The sequence below is a fragment of the uncultured Flavobacterium sp. genome (assembly GCF_963975005.1).
In the GTDB taxonomy this organism is placed as follows: domain Bacteria; phylum Bacteroidota; class Bacteroidia; order Flavobacteriales; family Flavobacteriaceae; genus Flavobacterium.
In genome coordinates, this window is record NZ_CAXBFR010000060.1 from 1 (window position 1) to 16,314 (window position 16,314).

At 28.4% G+C, this 16,314-nt stretch carries 21 protein-coding genes; 20 read left to right on the forward strand and 1 reads right to left on the reverse strand.

The annotated features are described in order from the left end of the window. Window positions 1-104: 104 nt before the first annotated feature. The 12 genes from AACZ53_RS08645 to AACZ53_RS08700 all read left to right on the forward strand — a co-directional run bounded on the left by AACZ53_RS08645 (window position 105) and on the right by AACZ53_RS08700 (window position 8,308). Window positions 105-671 carry an AraC family transcriptional regulator gene (locus AACZ53_RS08645; protein WP_339837145.1) on the forward strand — a complete coding sequence of 189 codons (567 nt, stop codon included), beginning with the start codon at window positions 105-107 and terminating at the stop codon, window positions 669-671. 6 nt (window positions 672-677) lie between these two features. Then, on the forward strand, window positions 678-1,124 hold the full coding sequence (locus AACZ53_RS08650; protein ID WP_339837147.1) for a response regulator: 447 nt from the start codon (window positions 678-680) through the stop codon (window positions 1,122-1,124). Beyond that, complete coding sequence (locus AACZ53_RS08655; RefSeq protein WP_339837150.1) at window positions 1,124-3,334, forward strand: PAS domain-containing protein; 2,211 nt, start codon at window positions 1,124-1,126, stop codon at window positions 3,332-3,334. Before AACZ53_RS08650 ends, AACZ53_RS08655 begins: the two co-directional genes overlap by 1 nt. A 103-nt stretch (window positions 3,335-3,437) precedes the next feature. Beyond that, a complete protein-coding gene (locus AACZ53_RS08660) occupies window positions 3,438-3,986 on the forward strand; it encodes a hypothetical protein (protein ID WP_339837153.1) in 549 nt (182 codons plus the stop codon). Between the two features lie 3 nt (window positions 3,987-3,989). Beyond that, window positions 3,990-4,970, forward strand: a complete 981-nt coding sequence (locus tag AACZ53_RS08665; RefSeq protein ID WP_339837156.1) for a YihY/virulence factor BrkB family protein — start codon at window positions 3,990-3,992, stop codon at window positions 4,968-4,970. A gap of 199 nt (window positions 4,971-5,169) precedes the next feature. Continuing rightward, the gene (locus tag AACZ53_RS08670) at window positions 5,170-5,823 is read left to right on the forward strand and encodes a porin family protein (RefSeq protein WP_339837159.1); all 654 of its coding nucleotides are present in this window, start codon (window positions 5,170-5,172) and stop codon (window positions 5,821-5,823) included. 27 nt (window positions 5,824-5,850) lie between these two features. Further along, window positions 5,851-6,003 (forward strand): lmo0937 family membrane protein, encoded by a 153-nt coding sequence (locus tag AACZ53_RS08675; RefSeq protein ID WP_339837162.1) that lies wholly within the window; start codon window positions 5,851-5,853, stop codon window positions 6,001-6,003. 23 nt (window positions 6,004-6,026) lie between these two features. Further along, complete coding sequence (locus tag AACZ53_RS08680) at window positions 6,027-6,296, forward strand: YtxH domain-containing protein (RefSeq protein ID WP_339837164.1); 270 nt, start codon at window positions 6,027-6,029, stop codon at window positions 6,294-6,296. Between the two features lie 8 nt (window positions 6,297-6,304). Continuing rightward, window positions 6,305-6,694, forward strand: coding sequence for a hypothetical protein (locus tag AACZ53_RS08685; RefSeq protein ID WP_339837167.1), 390 nt, complete (start codon window positions 6,305-6,307; stop codon window positions 6,692-6,694). Next, the gene (locus tag AACZ53_RS08690) at window positions 6,681-7,019 is read left to right on the forward strand and encodes a hypothetical protein (protein ID WP_339837169.1); all 339 of its coding nucleotides are present in this window, start codon (window positions 6,681-6,683) and stop codon (window positions 7,017-7,019) included. Before AACZ53_RS08685 ends, AACZ53_RS08690 begins: the two co-directional genes overlap by 14 nt. A 5-nt stretch (window positions 7,020-7,024) precedes the next feature. Next, window positions 7,025-7,555 (forward strand): hypothetical protein, encoded by a 531-nt coding sequence (locus tag AACZ53_RS08695; protein WP_339837172.1) that lies wholly within the window; start codon window positions 7,025-7,027, stop codon window positions 7,553-7,555. Window positions 7,556-7,645: 90 nt separating this feature from the next. Continuing rightward, entirely contained in the window at window positions 7,646-8,308 is a 663-nt protein-coding gene (locus AACZ53_RS08700) for a DUF6565 domain-containing protein (protein ID WP_339837175.1), read from the forward strand. Window positions 8,309-8,414: 106 nt separating this feature from the next. Here AACZ53_RS08700 and prfA read toward each other — a convergent pair whose 3' ends face one another. After that, the gene (prfA, locus tag AACZ53_RS08705; RefSeq protein ID WP_339837177.1) at window positions 8,415-9,488 is read right to left on the reverse strand and encodes a peptide chain release factor 1; all 1,074 of its coding nucleotides are present in this window, start codon (window positions 9,486-9,488) and stop codon (window positions 8,415-8,417) included. A gap of 189 nt (window positions 9,489-9,677) precedes the next feature. Between prfA and AACZ53_RS08710 the strand changes: the two genes are divergently transcribed. The 8 genes from AACZ53_RS08710 to AACZ53_RS08745 all read left to right on the forward strand — a co-directional run. Next, window positions 9,678-11,849, forward strand: a complete 2,172-nt coding sequence (locus AACZ53_RS08710; RefSeq protein ID WP_339837180.1) for a TonB-dependent siderophore receptor — start codon at window positions 9,678-9,680, stop codon at window positions 11,847-11,849. A gap of 6 nt (window positions 11,850-11,855) precedes the next feature. Next, window positions 11,856-12,404: a PepSY-associated TM helix domain-containing protein gene (locus tag AACZ53_RS08715; RefSeq protein WP_339837183.1), complete on the forward strand. Its 549-nt coding sequence runs from the start codon at window positions 11,856-11,858 to the stop codon at window positions 12,402-12,404. Between the two features lie 112 nt (window positions 12,405-12,516). Further along, window positions 12,517-13,080: a TetR/AcrR family transcriptional regulator gene (locus AACZ53_RS08720; protein WP_339837186.1), complete on the forward strand. Its 564-nt coding sequence runs from the start codon at window positions 12,517-12,519 to the stop codon at window positions 13,078-13,080. 65 nt (window positions 13,081-13,145) lie between these two features. After that, entirely contained in the window at window positions 13,146-13,694 is a 549-nt protein-coding gene (locus AACZ53_RS08725) for a carboxymuconolactone decarboxylase family protein (RefSeq protein WP_339837189.1), read from the forward strand. Between the two features lie 14 nt (window positions 13,695-13,708). Continuing rightward, window positions 13,709-14,020 carry an EthD family reductase gene (locus tag AACZ53_RS08730; protein WP_339837192.1) on the forward strand — a complete coding sequence of 104 codons (312 nt, stop codon included), beginning with the start codon at window positions 13,709-13,711 and terminating at the stop codon, window positions 14,018-14,020. 24 nt (window positions 14,021-14,044) lie between these two features. After that, complete coding sequence (locus tag AACZ53_RS08735) at window positions 14,045-14,692, forward strand: DsbA family oxidoreductase (protein WP_339837194.1); 648 nt, start codon at window positions 14,045-14,047, stop codon at window positions 14,690-14,692. A gap of 37 nt (window positions 14,693-14,729) precedes the next feature. Continuing rightward, on the forward strand, window positions 14,730-15,509 hold the full coding sequence (locus AACZ53_RS08740; RefSeq protein ID WP_339837198.1) for a peroxiredoxin-like family protein: 780 nt from the start codon (window positions 14,730-14,732) through the stop codon (window positions 15,507-15,509). Window positions 15,510-15,562: 53 nt separating this feature from the next. Continuing rightward, a partial coding sequence (locus AACZ53_RS08745) for a haloacid dehalogenase type II (protein ID WP_339837200.1) occupies window positions 15,563-16,314 on the forward strand: 752 nt, incomplete at its 3' end.

Genomic DNA, 16,314 nt, shown 5'->3' on the forward strand with positions numbered 1-16,314 from the left:
AGTGGTTTTAATTTACCAACAACAACTGTTTCTTATGAAAGAATTGAAAATAAATAAATAAAATACCATTAATTTTAATAAATTTACGAAATAAAGAATTAGCTATGAAAGTATTTATAAAATTTGATTTTAACTCAATTTGTAAAAAGGTTCTCGAAGAGAAACTAGAGGAACATCAAATAAAACATAAGGTTTTAGGTTTTGGAGAAATCGAATTTTTAGAAAAATTATCTAATGATCGATTTGAAGCATTTAACGATTCATTGAGTCCATATGGGATAGAAATAGTTGAAAATCAAAAATCAATCTTAATCCAAAAAATTAAAGACACAATTGTCGATATGGTTTTTAATGAAGATAGTAACATTAACGTAAAAAGTTCGGTTTACATCGCTGAAAAACTAGGTCATAGTTATGGTTATTTATCCAATCTGTTTTCTGAAGTAACTTATACTTCTATCGAAAACTTTATTATCATGCAAAAGATTGAACTTACTAAACAACTAATAATTAGCAATCAGTTATCTTTAACCGAAATTTCTTTTAAATTGAATTATTCTAGTGTTGCGCATTTAAGTTCACAGTTTAAAAATACAACCGGAATAACACCTTCAGCCTTTCAAAGAATTATAAAGAAACGAAGAGAAAATGCAACAAAAAACATAAACTAAAAAAATATGCAAGAAGATTATATACTAATTACTTTAGCAGATGATGATGAAGATGACAGATTGTTTTTCACTGATGCTTTTGATGAATTAAAAATCAATACTGTAGTAAACACGGTTAAAAATGGTCGTGAACTAATTAATTTTTTAGATCATCCAGAAACGGTCTTGCCTAATATTATTTTTTTAGATTTAAATATGCCTATACTAAATGGAATTGAATGTTTAAAAGAAATCAAACTTAATGATAGGTTTAAAGACATAGCGGTTGCCATTTACTCTACTTCATCTTCAGAGGCAGACGTTGAAAACACTTTTGTGTTAGGTGCTAATATTTACATTAAAAAGCCAAGTAATTTTAACGATTTAAAAAAAATATTATCAGATGTAGTTACAATAAATTGGCAATATCACACAAGCGGATTAAATAAAGATAATTTTTTACTTAGACTATAATGCCACTAAAAGATATTAAACATAAATCCTCAATATTTCATAAAATTATCTTTACAATAAGTTTATTTGTAATTCTTTTTATTGGAGCTATTACATTTAAACACATCAATAATATATCAGACTCTTCAAAATTATTGATGCATACTTATGAAGTCAATTTAGAGTTAGAACATCTATTTTCTTATATAAAAGATTCGGAAAATAGTATGAGAGGATATTTAATTTCAAAAGACACGCTTTACTTAGAACCTTATAAAACAGCAACAAAAAATGTAAATACTACTTTTTTGAAACTAAAAAAATTGACAAATGATAATCCTCGACAACAAGACAACCTTCAAGATCTTTTTAAAATAGTCAACAAAAGATATGAATACATGAAAACGTATTCAGAGCAAAACAGAAGAGTTGATATTGCTAGGAATTCTAATTTCAAAAAAAACTTTAGAGAAAGCAGTAAATTGTTAGTTGACATTAGAGACAAATTAAATGAAATGGTTGATTTGGAAGAAACTCATCTCAAAAAAAGAAATTCTGAATATAATGATCAGATTTATTTAACGCCAATTCTTACCTTAGGTATTTTATTTATCACTTTAATTCTTTTAATATTTACTTATAACCAAATAACTAAAGATGTTGATAAATTACAAGCAGCAAACACCAAATTAAATAAATCTCAATTTTTAAGTTATCAGGCAGAAATTCTTTCTCATTTTGGAACTTGGGAATGGAATTTAATTTATTCCGACAATTTATATAGAATTTTAGGAGTTGAACCTCAATCATTTGAAGCAAGTAATGACAATTTTTTAAAATTTGTTCATCCTGAAGACATTGAAGCCGTTTATGTAATAATGCAAAAAATATTGGATAATGAAGAACTTCCCTATTCTTATTTTAGGATTAACAGAACTGATGGCAAAACAAGATTGCTAAGAGCTACTGGAAAACTTTTTGTAGACAAATTAGGAAACAAAACAGTTTTAGGTGTAACGGAAGATATAACCGAAGAACATAATAAAAGCGAATTATTAAAAAGCAGTAATGAAGATTTAATTAAAGTAAATAAAGAACTAAAAATATTTGATGAATCAAGCAGACAAGCTGAAATATTAGGTCAATATGGAAGCTGGGTTTTAAACTATGATACACTTGAATTTAAATATTCCGATAACAAATTTAGATTATTGGGATGTGAACCTCAATCTTTTAATTCATCAATAGACAGATTATTAGAATTTGTTCATCCAGATGATAGACAAATCGTAATTGATGCTAATGAAAGTGCTATGAAAACAAAGCAAATTCCAACAATGGATTACAGAATCATCAGATCTGATGGAGAAATTAGACACTTTAAAACCATTGCAAAATCCTTTAAAGATTTAAGCGGAATAGCTAGTATGATTGGTACAACTCAAGATGTAACAGAAGATTATATTAAAAGTGAGCAACTAAAAATACGTAACAGAGAACTAGAACAAAACATTAAAGAGTTAAGTGAATTTAACCATGTTGCCAGTCACGATTTACAAGAACCTTTAAGAAAAATTCAGACATTTATCTCTAGAATAAATGATAAAGAAAAAGAAAATTTATCTGATTTTGGAAAAGAATATTTAACCAGAATTGAAAAAGCATCTGACCGAATGCGAGTATTAATAAATGATTTATTACAATATTCAAGAACAAACAGAACTGAAAAAATATTTGAAAAAACAGATTTAAATGAAGAGTTAAACAATAGTCTTTTAGAGTTATCGCAATATATTGAAGATAAAAAAGCACTTATCAACCACAGTAAATTACCTAAAATAAATGGTATAAGCTTTCAAATACAACAACTTTTTACAAATTTATTGAGCAACTCTTTAAAATATGCTAAAGAAAATGTTCAACCTATTATTAATATTGAACTTACTGAAGTTGACGCTAAAAATGAATCCAGATTAAAAGATATAACCAATAAAAAGTATTACAAAATTGAATTTTCAGATAATGGAATTGGGTTTGATCAAGAAAATGCTGACAAAATATTTTTATTATTTAATCGCCTTCATGGAAAAACAGAATACCAAGGAACGGGTGTTGGTCTAGCCATTTGTAAAAAAATTGTAGAAACTCATGATGGTCAAATATTTGCGTCAAGTAAATTAGGTGAAGGTGCTACTTTTACTATTTATTTCCCAGTAAAATCATTAGAATAGCACAATATAATTCATCAACAAACATGGGAATTATATAACTCTCTATTTAAATTCAATAACTTATTTGAAGTATTTTTTCTGACTTTTGTAATAAAATTACACTATGTTAAAGTACCCAAATTTAAAAACGGCTACGTATGCTATTGCTTTTATATTAATTCTATTTTTATCTTGTAAGGATAAAAAAGAAGAAACTTATAGCGATGGTGTATTTAATAAAGAAAATGTAGCTGTTGAATCAGAAATCAATTTTAGTTCTGTAGCTGTCTTAAATGAAAATAATAAGAAGATAATTGATATTGCTTCAATTGCTTTTAATAATTCTAGAGAATTAAAGGAGTCACTAGTAATTTTAAAAATCAAAAAAGATCATCAAAAAATTGAATCTGAGTTAAAAAAAATTACAAATGAAAATTTAATTATAATTCCTGAACCAATCTTTGATTTAAATCTAAATGAAAATTTCTTAAAGGGAATAAATTCAAGTTACTACATAATCTCATTACTTGAAAAAGAAATTAATAATCAAATAAAATTATTAGATTCTATTGAAAAAATTTCACAAGACGTGCAATTCAAATCTTTCGCCTACAAATCAAAAGAAGTTTTAATAGACAATAATGATTCTCTAGAACAATTACTAGAACTATAAAACATGAATTCCTTTAAAGAATATTTGCTTGCATTAGTTAAAGTACTAAAAAATACTTTTAGCGGTTTTTTAGAACATAAAGTTTTAAAAATGAGTGCTGCTTTGGCATATACTACGATGTTTTCCCTTGGCCCTTTACTTTTAGTAATTTTATTCTTGTCAGATGTTTTTCTAGGTAGAAAAGCTGTGGAAGGAACAATATATAATCAAATACAAAACTTTGTTGGATCATCAAGTGCCAATCAAATTCAGAACATAATAGAAAATTTAGCTTTATCAAACGAAGGAACCTTTGCCGGAATTATTGGTGTAGCTACTTTATTAATTGGAGCCACATCAGTTTTCGCAGAAATTCAAGATTCAATAAATACCATTTGGGGAATTAAACCTAAGAAACGGTCTGGTTTTTGGTTGTTTTTAAGAGCTCGTTTATTATCCTTTGGTGTAATCGGAAGTTTTGGGTTTATCCTTTTAGTTTCTTTAGGCTTATCTACAATAATGGATACTTTAAGTGATCGGTTTTTTTCTCAATTTTCAGATTCATCAATTTATATTGTTTACATAGCCAACAACATAATTACGTTTAGTATAATATCTTTATTATTTGGCGCTATTTTTACAATCTTGCCAGATGCAGAAATAAAATGGAGACAAGTTAGATTAGCTTCTTTTGCCACCGCTATTTTATTTATGATTGGAAAATTTTTGATTTCCTTTTATATAGCAAATTCAAACTTACAAGATGTTTATGGAACTGCTGGTTCATTTGTTGTATTAATGGTATGGGTTTATTACTCTTCTGTAATATTATATTTTGGAGCAGAGTTTGCAAAAAGCTATGCTGTTAAATTTTCAAACCCTATTTCTCCTTCTAAATTTGCAGATTTTATTCACTCTGTAGAAGTGGTTTCAGAAGAAAAGAACATTAAAAAATTAGACAAAGAATTGCAAACGATTAAAAAAAAATCAATGAATAAGGAATAAAGATAATAATTAGATTAAAAACATACTTAAAGCTCCTCTATAAACAAGAGGAGTTTTTTTATGATTAATTCTTGAATGCACAATGGAAATTCTATAAAAATTCGAAAATATCTTATAACGAAAAAGTATCAAACCTGTCGCATCTTTGTAATGTAGAAATCGAAAAGATTATAAAAAAAATAACAAAAAACTAATTACTATGAAAAACAGAATTCAACTATTTTCGGCTCTTATCTTTTGTTTTGGAGCAGCATTCACAAATGTACAAGCTCAAACAAATGATTCTTCAAACGCACAAATTGGTGTAAAAGGAGGTGTTAATTTTTCAAACATGTACACAGAAGATGTAGATGACAACAATGTGTTAACCAGTTTTAATTTAGGTTTTTACGCAACGATTCCAGTAACAAGTTTCTTATCTATTCAACCTGAATTTTTATATAGTAGAAAAGGGTCAGAATTAGTTTATGACAATGCTTTAGCAACTGGAACGGCAAAATTTAAATTAAACTACATAGAAGTACCTGTCTTATTAAAAATCAATGTAACTAAAAACTTCAATATACATGCTGGTCCGTACTTTGCTTATTTAATTGACGCACAAGTAACAAATGAAACTAATGGTGGAACATTCGATTTTGAAGACAACTTTAACAATGACGACTTCAATAAATTTGATGTAGGATTATCTGCTGGTTTAGGTTTCGACTTTGAATCAATTGGAATTGGGGCACGTTATAATTATGGGCTATCTACAGTAGGTAAAGAAAGAAATTTTGGTGGAACAAATTACACATTTCCTGATGGAAAAAATAGCAATATCAGTGTGTATTTAGCACTAAAACTAAACTAATTATTAACCTTTAATAAGATAGAAATTATGCAAAATTTATTATACATAGCAGCATTAATCTTAGTTTTTTTATGGGCTTTAGGCTTCTTTGTGTATAGTGCAGGTGGTTTAATTCACATACTATTAGTAATTGCAGTTATTGCAATCTTACTAAGATTAATAAAAGGAAAAAAAATATAAATTAACTATTAAACATAAACATTATGAAAACGAGTAAAACAATAATTGGAGTATTAAGCGGAGTAGCTGTTGGTGCAGCATTAGGAATATTATTTGCTCCAGATAAAGGATCTAAAACTAGAAAAAAAATCACCAAAAAAACTAATGAAGCCAAAGACAACTTAAAAGATAGTTTTGATGAATTTTTGGACACCGTTTCAGAAAAATACAGTTCATTAGTAAGTGCTGGGGAAGATCTGTTAGAAGAAGGAAAAAAAGAAGTAAAAAACGCAAAAAAAGAAATTTCTAAATAATACCTAAAATGGACAATATTGCAACAAACATGGAACAATTATATCAGAAAGCTAAAGAATATACTGAAACTAGTATCGAACTTTTTAGACTTAATGCAATTGATAAAACGGCAGACTTAGTTTCTTCATTATTTGCAAGATTAATTTTAATTATGGTTGTTGCAATGTTTACTTTATTTATTAATATAGCTTTAAGCTTTTATATTGGTAAATTATTAGGTGAAATGTATCTAGGTTTTTTAATTGTTTCAGGAATTTATTTAGTGTTATCAATTGCACTCTTTTTATATAGTAACAAACTTATAAAATTGCCATTGACCAATTTAGTAATTGCAAAACTGCTAAAAACTAAAGCTAAAATAGATTATTCAAATAAATCAGACAATGAAAACAAATAGAAACCAAAATAAAAAATTAGACATTGCAATTGCTGAACTAGAACGTCAAAGAAACTTACAGTTTGATGAACTAAAACAACAATTAGCTTTAACCTATGAAAGCGTAAAACCAATTAATATTTTAAACCAAACATTAGTTGATTTTAAAGAATCCACAGAAGTTAAATCAAATTTAATTCAATCTGTACTAAGTATCGCTGGAGGATATATTTCAAAAAGGCTATTAGTCGGTAAATCACATTCTAAATTTAAAAAAGTAATAGGTCTTATTGTACAATATGGTGTTGCTAATTTTATTTCAAAAAAAGTCGATTCTAACCAATAAAAACTATGAAGCATATCAAAAAGTATATTGTCTTAATTTGTTTGCTTTCTATCGTAAATACTATGTATTCACAAGAAAATACAGAAAAATATGATAGGAATTTCAAACTTGAAATTGGATTAAATGCAGGTTTACCATTTAATGATCCTTATGAATTTAATTTAGGAGCAGATGCTAGACTTCAATACAATATATCTGAAACTTATTCCCTAACATTCACTACTGGCTTAAATAATTTGTATGTGAAAGATGATGGAAAGAACTTCAACTATATCCCTATAAAAGTAGGATACAAAACATTTCTATTTAGCAATGCTTTTTATGTTATGGGTGAAATTGGAGCTGCTTTATCTGTTACAGATGTATACAATAAAAACAGTATGATATTTGCTCCAAGTCTTGGATTTGTAAAAAAATATGTTGATGTAAGTGTTAGATACGAATTTCTAAAAGACTTTCCTATAATTAAAGAGAACACAGTTGACCATGGTTTAGGGCAAATTATGTTAAGAATTGCTTATGGTTTTGATTTATAGAAAGGTAATTATATAATTCTTTCAAAGAATTGTATAACTGCAAAGGTAAAATAAACAATAATTTTATAAAATAATTAAAAACTTAAAAAGATGAAAAATTTAAAATTAACATTAGGGTTAGTTGCATTGGCAACAGTATTTACATCATGTAAAGACGAAAAACAAGAAATGGCTCAAAAATCTGTAGACTCCTATGAAAAATATGTAGATTCAATCAGCAATGTTGCTCAACCAGAAGCTGCTGCTAACTGGGAAGCTATTCAGACAGATTACGAAAAAATGAAAATGGACGCCGAAACATCTCTTGCTGAAGCAAAAGAAAAAGAAGCTCTTCAAACAAAAGTTGATAACACATCAACCAAATATGAAGAATATAAAGTAAAAGTTGTCGCTGAAAATGAAAAAATGAATGCAGACAATGCTAAAATGACTATGTACAAAACATTCTTTGGAGACAGTTATGTTAATGATGACATGAAGTTTAATTGGGTAAACAAAGATAATATCTTAAGTGTTTATGAAAACTTTTATGCTACAGTTGAAAAAAACAAAGATTCGTATTCAAGAGAAGATTGGGATGAAATTAAATTGACTTATGAAGCTTTAGATACTAGAAAAAATACAGTAGAAAACGAAGGCTTATCATCTTCAGATAACTTAAAAATTGCTGGAATTAAAGTGAAATTTGCTCCAATGTATACGGTTAACAGAATGGGATCAAAATCAGAAGAAAATGCAGATGCAAAAAAATAATTGTACACTTTACAATTATGAATGTTAGTTTGGCAAACGCTTAACTTTCGGGGAAAAAAACAGCGAGACAATTCTCGCTGTTTTTTATTTATATGCCGTTAAAAGTTTAAAAAACTTCTGACTCTTTTAATTTTTCTGTATTATTTACCAATTGAAGTTCGTCTATAAATTTTTGAATTTTACCGTTCATAACGCCATCCATATCAAAAACATCTAAACCAATACGGTGATCCGTTACACGACCTTGTGAGTAGTTATAAGTTCTAATTTTAGCAGAACGGTCACCACTACTTACTTGAGAAGTACGTTTAACAGCATCTTCGGCTTGTTTAATAGCTAATTCTTTTTCATATAAACGAGAACGTAGTACTGTAAAAGCTTTGTCTTTATTTTTATGTTGTGATTTCTGATCTTGACATTGTGCTACTAAACCAGTTGGAATATGTGTTAAACGAACAGCAGATTTAGTTGTATTTACCGATTGACCACCAGGACCAGAAGAACAAAAGAAATCTACACGAACATCATTCATATCAATTTGAACATCAAATTCTTCAGCTTCTGGTAAAACCATAACTGTTGCAGCAGATGTATGCACACGACCTTGAGTTTCTGTCTGAGGAACACGTTGCACACGATGCACACCCGCTTCAAATTTTAAAGTCCCATATACATCTTCTCCTGTAACTTCAAAAATAACCTCTTTAAAACCACCTGAAGTTCCTTCACTAATATCAACTACAGAAGTTCTCCAATTTCTGCTTTCACAATATTTGGTATACATACGAAATAAATCTCCTGCAAAAATAGAAGCTTCATCGCCACCAGTTCCTGCACGAATTTCAACCATTACGTTTTTGGAATCTTCTTCATCTTTTGGAATCAATAGAAATTTAATTTCTTCATCTAATTTAGGCATGCGATCTTTAGCTTCGTCTAACTGCATTTTAGCCATTTCAACCATTTCGGCATCAGATCCATCTGCAATTATTTCGTTAGCTTCGTCTATATTAGCTGTTAAGTTAATTAACTCTTCACGTTTTTCCATTAAATCTTTTAAACCTTTATATTCTTGGTTTAATTGCACATAACGTTTTTGATCTGAAATAACATCAGGTTGAATAATCAAATCTGATATTTCATCGAAACGTTGTTTTACATATTGAAGTCTTTCTAACATCTTGTATTCTTTTATTGGAGTGCAAAGATAATGAAAAAAACATAGACTTGGTAATGTTAAAATTTGAGTTTTTTTAAATTGAAAATCAACACCTTAAAAAGTTTATTTAAAATAAGTCTAAATAAATTTTGGTAATTAAAAAACGCGTATTATTTTTGCATCGTTATTTTAATTAAATCTAAATAAGTAATGCGAAAAATATATTTAACAGTAGGTATTTCTCTTTTAAGTCTAAGTTTTTATGCTCAAGACAGTTATAAATATGAGGGAGATGTAACTCTTGAAAATGATACTGTAAAAATTAAAAAATACAATCTTCAGGAAGTGGTTGTGACAGGTAAAAACATTGACAACCCTATTTCGATAGGAAAAACGTCAATAAAACCAATGGATTTACCACAAGCTTCTTCTGTAATTACTAATGTAACTTTACAAAATCAACAAGTAAACTCTATTACAGATATTTTAAAAAATGCTAATGGTGTTTACATCATGGGAACAACTGGTGGTTATCAAGAAGAAATTGCGTCTAGAGGATTTTCTCTTTCTAGTTCTAATACATTCAAAAACGGAATTAGATATTTTAACGGAATGAGTATTGAAACTTCTGGCTTAGAAAGAGTAGAGTTTCTAAAAGGAAGTGCTGCAATGTTATTTGGAAACGTTTCTCCGGGTGGAATCTTAAATTTAGTAACTAAAAAACCCAAATATGATTTTGGTGGTGAAGTAGGATTTAATTTCGGAAGTTTTAATACAATTAAACCAACTTTGGATGTTTATGGCGCTTTAAATAAAAACAAAACAGCAGCTTTCAGAATAAATAGTTCGTATGAGAAAGCAGATAGTTATAGAAACAATGTTGAATCTGAACGTTTTTACATAAATCCATCTTTTGAGTTTGTACTTTCAAAAAAAACTGACTTATTAATCGAAACAGATTTTACAAAAGATTCAAGAACACCAGATTTTGGTGCGGGAATAATAGATTACAAAGTAGTTGACTTACCACGTGACAGATTCTTAGGAGTTTCATGGGGTAAATATGATAGCCAACAATTTGCTAACACAATTACAATTAACCATAGATTTAATCCTAACTGGAATTTAAACTTCGTAAATGGTATTCGCTACTATGATACTGAATTATTCTCAAATACAAGACCAAATACAGGTTCAAATGGAGGAGTGCAAACAAATGGTGATTGGAACAGAAGTATCCAAAGAACTGAAGCCAAAGATAATTATTTTATGCAACAATTAGACTTGAAAGGTCTTTTTACAACAGGAAATATAAAACATAATGTTTTAATTGGTGCTGATGTTGAAAATTTCAAAACAGCTACAACTGCTTACAATCAATTTGCTAATTATGACACTATAAATATTTTTGAAAATTACAATCCTGCAAATGAACCATCAATCCCAACTTTAACTAAAAACACATTAACAGATGCACCAATAAGTAGATTTGGTATTTATGCTCAAGATTTAATTAGTTTTACTGAAAAAATTAAAGTTTTAGCTGGAATACGTTATAGTTATCAGGACACAAGAAGTGATGTTCTAAAATACTCAGACAATAGCATTATTAGTACTAAAAATTATGATGGCGCTTTTTCTCCAAGAATAGGTCTAATCTATCAACCAACGAAAAATCACTCTATTTTTGCAACCTACTCAAATTCTTTTGATATAAATATTGGGCAAGATGACACAGGAAAAGCTTTAGAACCATCAATAGTTGATCAATACGAAATTGGAATAAAAAACAAATTGTTTACAGATAAATTATACTTAAACGTAACGGCTTATCAAATTTCAAATGACAAATTTTACCAACAATCTCTAGCTAATGGAAACTCTTATTCTTATGTAAAAGTTTTAACTGGTGAAGTTAGAAGTCAAGGTATTGAAGTAGATATAACCGCAAATCCAATTAAAGGATTAACAATGATTGCAGGATATAGTTTTAATGAAACTAAATTCTTAGATGAAGGTTATTATGTTGCAGGTAGTTTGTTAAGATATAATCCGAAAAACACAGCTAATTTAAGTGCAAATTATTTAGTTAATGAAGGAAAATTAAAAGGCATAAACCTAGGATTAATTTCAACTTACTTTGGCGAAAGATATGCAGGTCGTTCAACTAGAACGCAAGTTGCAAATGATAACAGACAATTAATTTATTTACAAGATTTCATTCAAGTTGATGCAACTTTAGGATATACATTTAAGCAATTTAGAATTAGTACAAAATTGAGTAACATCTTTAATGAATTGAATTATAATGTACATGATGACAATAGTGTTAACCCAATTGCTCCAAGAAATTATTCAATTGCTTTAAATTATAAATTTTAATCACACATGAAAAAAATTAAAGCAAGAGAACTACACAGAGATTTAGGGTATTTCTTTTTAGGATTAATCATAACATTTGCTTTTTCTGGTATCTTAATGAACCACAGAAATGATTGGCATCCTGATAAATATACTTTAGAATCAAAAGAAATCGAAATTTCATTACCTGAAGAATCTCAAATTACCGATGCTTTTGCAGAAAATTTAGCCAAAAAATTAAAAATTACTGATAAAATAAAACGTCATATGGTTCGAAAAGGTAAATTCAAAATGCAGTTTGAAAATACCGAAGTTGAAGTTGATGCTAAAACGGGTAAAGGTGAAATAATCCAATTTATTAAGACACCTTTCATAAGTCAGTCTATGTTAATCCATAAAAACACATCTAATTGGTGGATTTACTTTTCAGATATATTCGGAATATCTTTAATCACAATAGCCGTCACTGGAACGCTAATGGTTAAACACGGAAAGCATACCTTTAAAAGAAGAGGTTGGAAACTTGCAGTAGCTGGTCTACTCTTTCCAATTCTATTTTTGTTATTTTTAAGTTAGATTATTAAACTCCGATTCATTTCGGAGTTTTTTTTTAGTAATTGTTAAAATATCCTAAAAAACTTTATTATTTCAAAGCAAGTGCTTAGTTTTGTAATGTATTAAAACATAAATGGCAAGAACAAAGAAATATAACGAGCAAGAAGTAATAGAAAAAGCAATGGTTCTTTTCTGGAAAAATGGTTATGAAAATACTTCTGTTCGAATGTTAGAAAAAGAAATGGGAATCAACCAGTTTTCTATCTATGCTAGTTTTGGCAGTAAACATGGAGTTTTTTTAGAAAGTCTTAAATGTTACAAATCAAAAAACAACAACATGTTTGAGAAGTTAAAAAACGGAACAAATGGTGTTGAAGACATCAAAACTTTCTTTTATGACTCTATCAATAAACCAGATGAATTAGGTAGTCAAAAAGGCTGCTTATTTACCAATACATATAATGAATTTGCTGAGATTGAAGATCAAATGATAAAGAATGAAATGAGTCAATTCATGGATAATTTGAAATCTCTTTTTATACAAAAATTGAAAACAGATCCTTCAAAAGATGAAGAAACTATTTTAAAACAAGCTAACTATTTATTATTAGCTAAACATGGTTTAGCAGCAGCAACAAGAGTAAACAACAAAAAAGAAATAGAAGATTATATTGAATTTACCTTCAAAAACTTATAACTTTTTTTTTACCAAAAACTAAGCGAGTGCTTAGATATAAATAAAATAAATTAAAAAATAAAACTATGACTACATTAAAAGTTCACAGCATTGAATCTGCACCAGAAGGAAGTAAAGAATTATTAGAACAATCGCTTAAAGCAAACGGAATGATTCCTGGTTTACATGGTGTTTTAGCTGGTGCTCCTGGAATATTAGAGGGATATCAAACACTACATAAATTATTTACAGAATCTTCTTTTGATAAAGACGAATTAACTGTTGTATGGCAAACTATTAACGTTGAACACGCATGTCATTATTGTGTTCCAGCTCACACAGCTATTGCAGGAATGATGAAAGTAGATGAAAACATAACAGAGTCTTTACGTAACGAAACTCCTCTAGAAAACACAAAACTAGAAGCGCTTAGGACGTTTACATTGGCTATAACACGAAATCGTGGAAATGTTTCATCAGATGAATTACAAGCATTTTACACAGCTGGTTATGAAGAGAGACAAGTTTTAGAAATCATTTTAGGATTATCTCAAAAAGTAATTAGCAATTACACAAATCATATTGCAAATACACCTATAGATGCACCTTTCCAAAAACTTGCTTGGACAAAATAATTAAAACAAAAGATATGATAAAATTAACTGTAATGTACCCAAACAACAATGAGGTGCAGTTTAACAAAGAATATTACATTAAAGAACACAGTCAATTACTTTTAGAATTATTAGGTGATGCAATTATATCTTCTGATGTGAACTTTGGAATTTCTGGTGCAAATCCAGATGAAATTGCTCCTTATGTTGTAATTTCGAATTTAGTATTTAAATCACTTGAATCATTCCAAGAATCTTTTGGCTCAAATGCTCCAAGAATATTAGCTGACTTACCTAATTTTTCAAATGTAAAACCACAAATTCAAATTAGTGAAATAGTTTCTTAAAAGCAAAACTTAATTTTAAATAAAATGAAAGAAAAAATAAAATTAGATATAATATCAGATGTAATGTGTCCTTGGTGCATAATTGGTTTCAAGCGTTTAGAAAAAGTGATTGAAGAAATGGGAATCCAAAATCAAGTAGAAATTGAATGGCAACCTTTTGAATTAAATCCAAATATGACTTCAGAAGGAGAAGAAATTCAAGAACACATCACTAAAAAATATGGTTCAACTTTAGAACAAAGTAAAAAATCACAAGAATTACTTACATCTCTTGGTGCAGAATTAGATTTTAAATTTGATTATTTTGATGGAATGCATATTGTGAATTCTAGAGAAGCGCATGTTTTACTTCAATATGCAAAGGAACAAGGCAAACAAACTGAATTAAATATGCGTTTTATGGAAGCTTTTTTTAGTGAAAGAAAAGATATTTCTAAAAGAGAAATTTTACTTCAAGAAGTTGAAAAAATTGGCTTAAGTACAGAAGAAGCTTTAAACAGGTTAAATGATAAAAATGCATTTGACGAAATTCAAAAAACTGAGAATTACTGGCAAAGTTTAGGTGTTTCTTCAGTTCCAACAATAGTATTTAACAGAACTAGTGCTTTAAATGGAGCACAACCCGTCGAAGTTTATAAGCAAGTATTAACTGAAATTTTAGAGCAAAAATAAATACAAGCAGTTCTCCTTTCAAATAAAAAAAATAAATATGATTCTCAAAAAAAAAATATTAATAACAGCTACTTTAGTTTTAGCATTGTCAAGTTGCAATAGTAAAAAGAAAGAAGATGTTGATTCAAAAGAAGAAACAAAAAAAGAAGTTACAATGGAAACAACTAATAATTCACCTTTAGATTCTTTACTGAATATTAAAAAAGAAGAATTTTCGAAGAAAGCTTCAGAAGAGAAGAAACAAATTTATGCAGATGGTTTAACTGATGTGAAAAATTCAGGAATACTTAACAAAGCTTTAAACGTGGGCGATAAAGCACCTAGCTTTACCTTAAAAAATGCTTTAAACAAACCAGTTTCTTTATATGATGAACTTAAAAAAGGTCCAGTAATTCTAACTTGGTATAGAGGTGGTTGGTGTCCTTATTGCAACATTACTTTAAACTTTTTACAAGAAAAGTTGCCTGAATTTAAAAAAGCTGGAGCTACTTTAATTGCTTTAACTCCTGAAAAACCAGATAAATCTTTAAGTACAACAGAAAAAAACAAATTAGAATTTACTGTCTTAAGTGATTTAGACAATAAAATAGGAAAAGAATATGGAGTTGTATTTACACTAACAAAAGGTGTAGCATCAATATATGAAGAAGCTTTTGGATTAAGTGACTTTAACGGAAATAAAGATAACGAATTACCTTTAGCAGCAACTTATGTAATTGACAAAAACGGAATAATTCAATATGCATTTTTAGATGAAGATTATAGAAAAAGAGCTGAACCTAATGAAGTAATTAAAGCTATAGAAAAACTAAAATAACTCTATTTTAATCAATAGAAAAGTAAGTGAAAAATAATTTCAGCATGTAGCTCATGGAAAAAAAAGACGTTATACTACCAAATATTAAATTAAATCGAACACAATTAGATGAAACTACTAATTTAAAAAAGGTTAGGCCAAAAGTATTATTTTTTGATGTAAATGAAACACTTTTAGATCTTGCCCAAATGAAAAAACAAGTAGGTCTGGTTCTTGGTGGAAAAGAGAATTTATTATCGCTTTGGTTTACAACAATGCTTCAATATTCTTTAGTTACATCTGCGGCCGAACAATATTACCATTTTGAAAACATTGGTGCAGCTTCATTACAAATGGTTGCAGCTACTAATGGTATAACTATTTCAGAAAGAGATGCCAAAAAGGTTATTATTGAATCTTTAAGAAACCTACCTGTACATTCCGAAGTTAAAGCTGCTCTAACTCAATTAAAAAAAGATGGTTATAAACTTGTTGCATTAACTAATTCATCTAATGAAAGCGTTAAAGCACAATTCGAAAATGCTGGATTAACAGCTTTTTTTGAAGAAAGATTAAGTATTGAAGATGTCGGGAAATTTAAACCTTTTAGAGATACTTATAATTGGGCCGCTAACAAATTAGAAGTAAAACCTGAAGAATGTATGCTAATTGCAGCACATGGCTGGGATGTTGCCGGAGCACTTTGGGCTGGTTGGAGAGCTGCTTTTATAAGTAGGCCTGGACAGCAAATTTTTCCATTAGCACCAAAAACAGAAATTATAGAATCTGATTTAAAAAAAGTAGCAGAAATTTTAGTTAACTACTA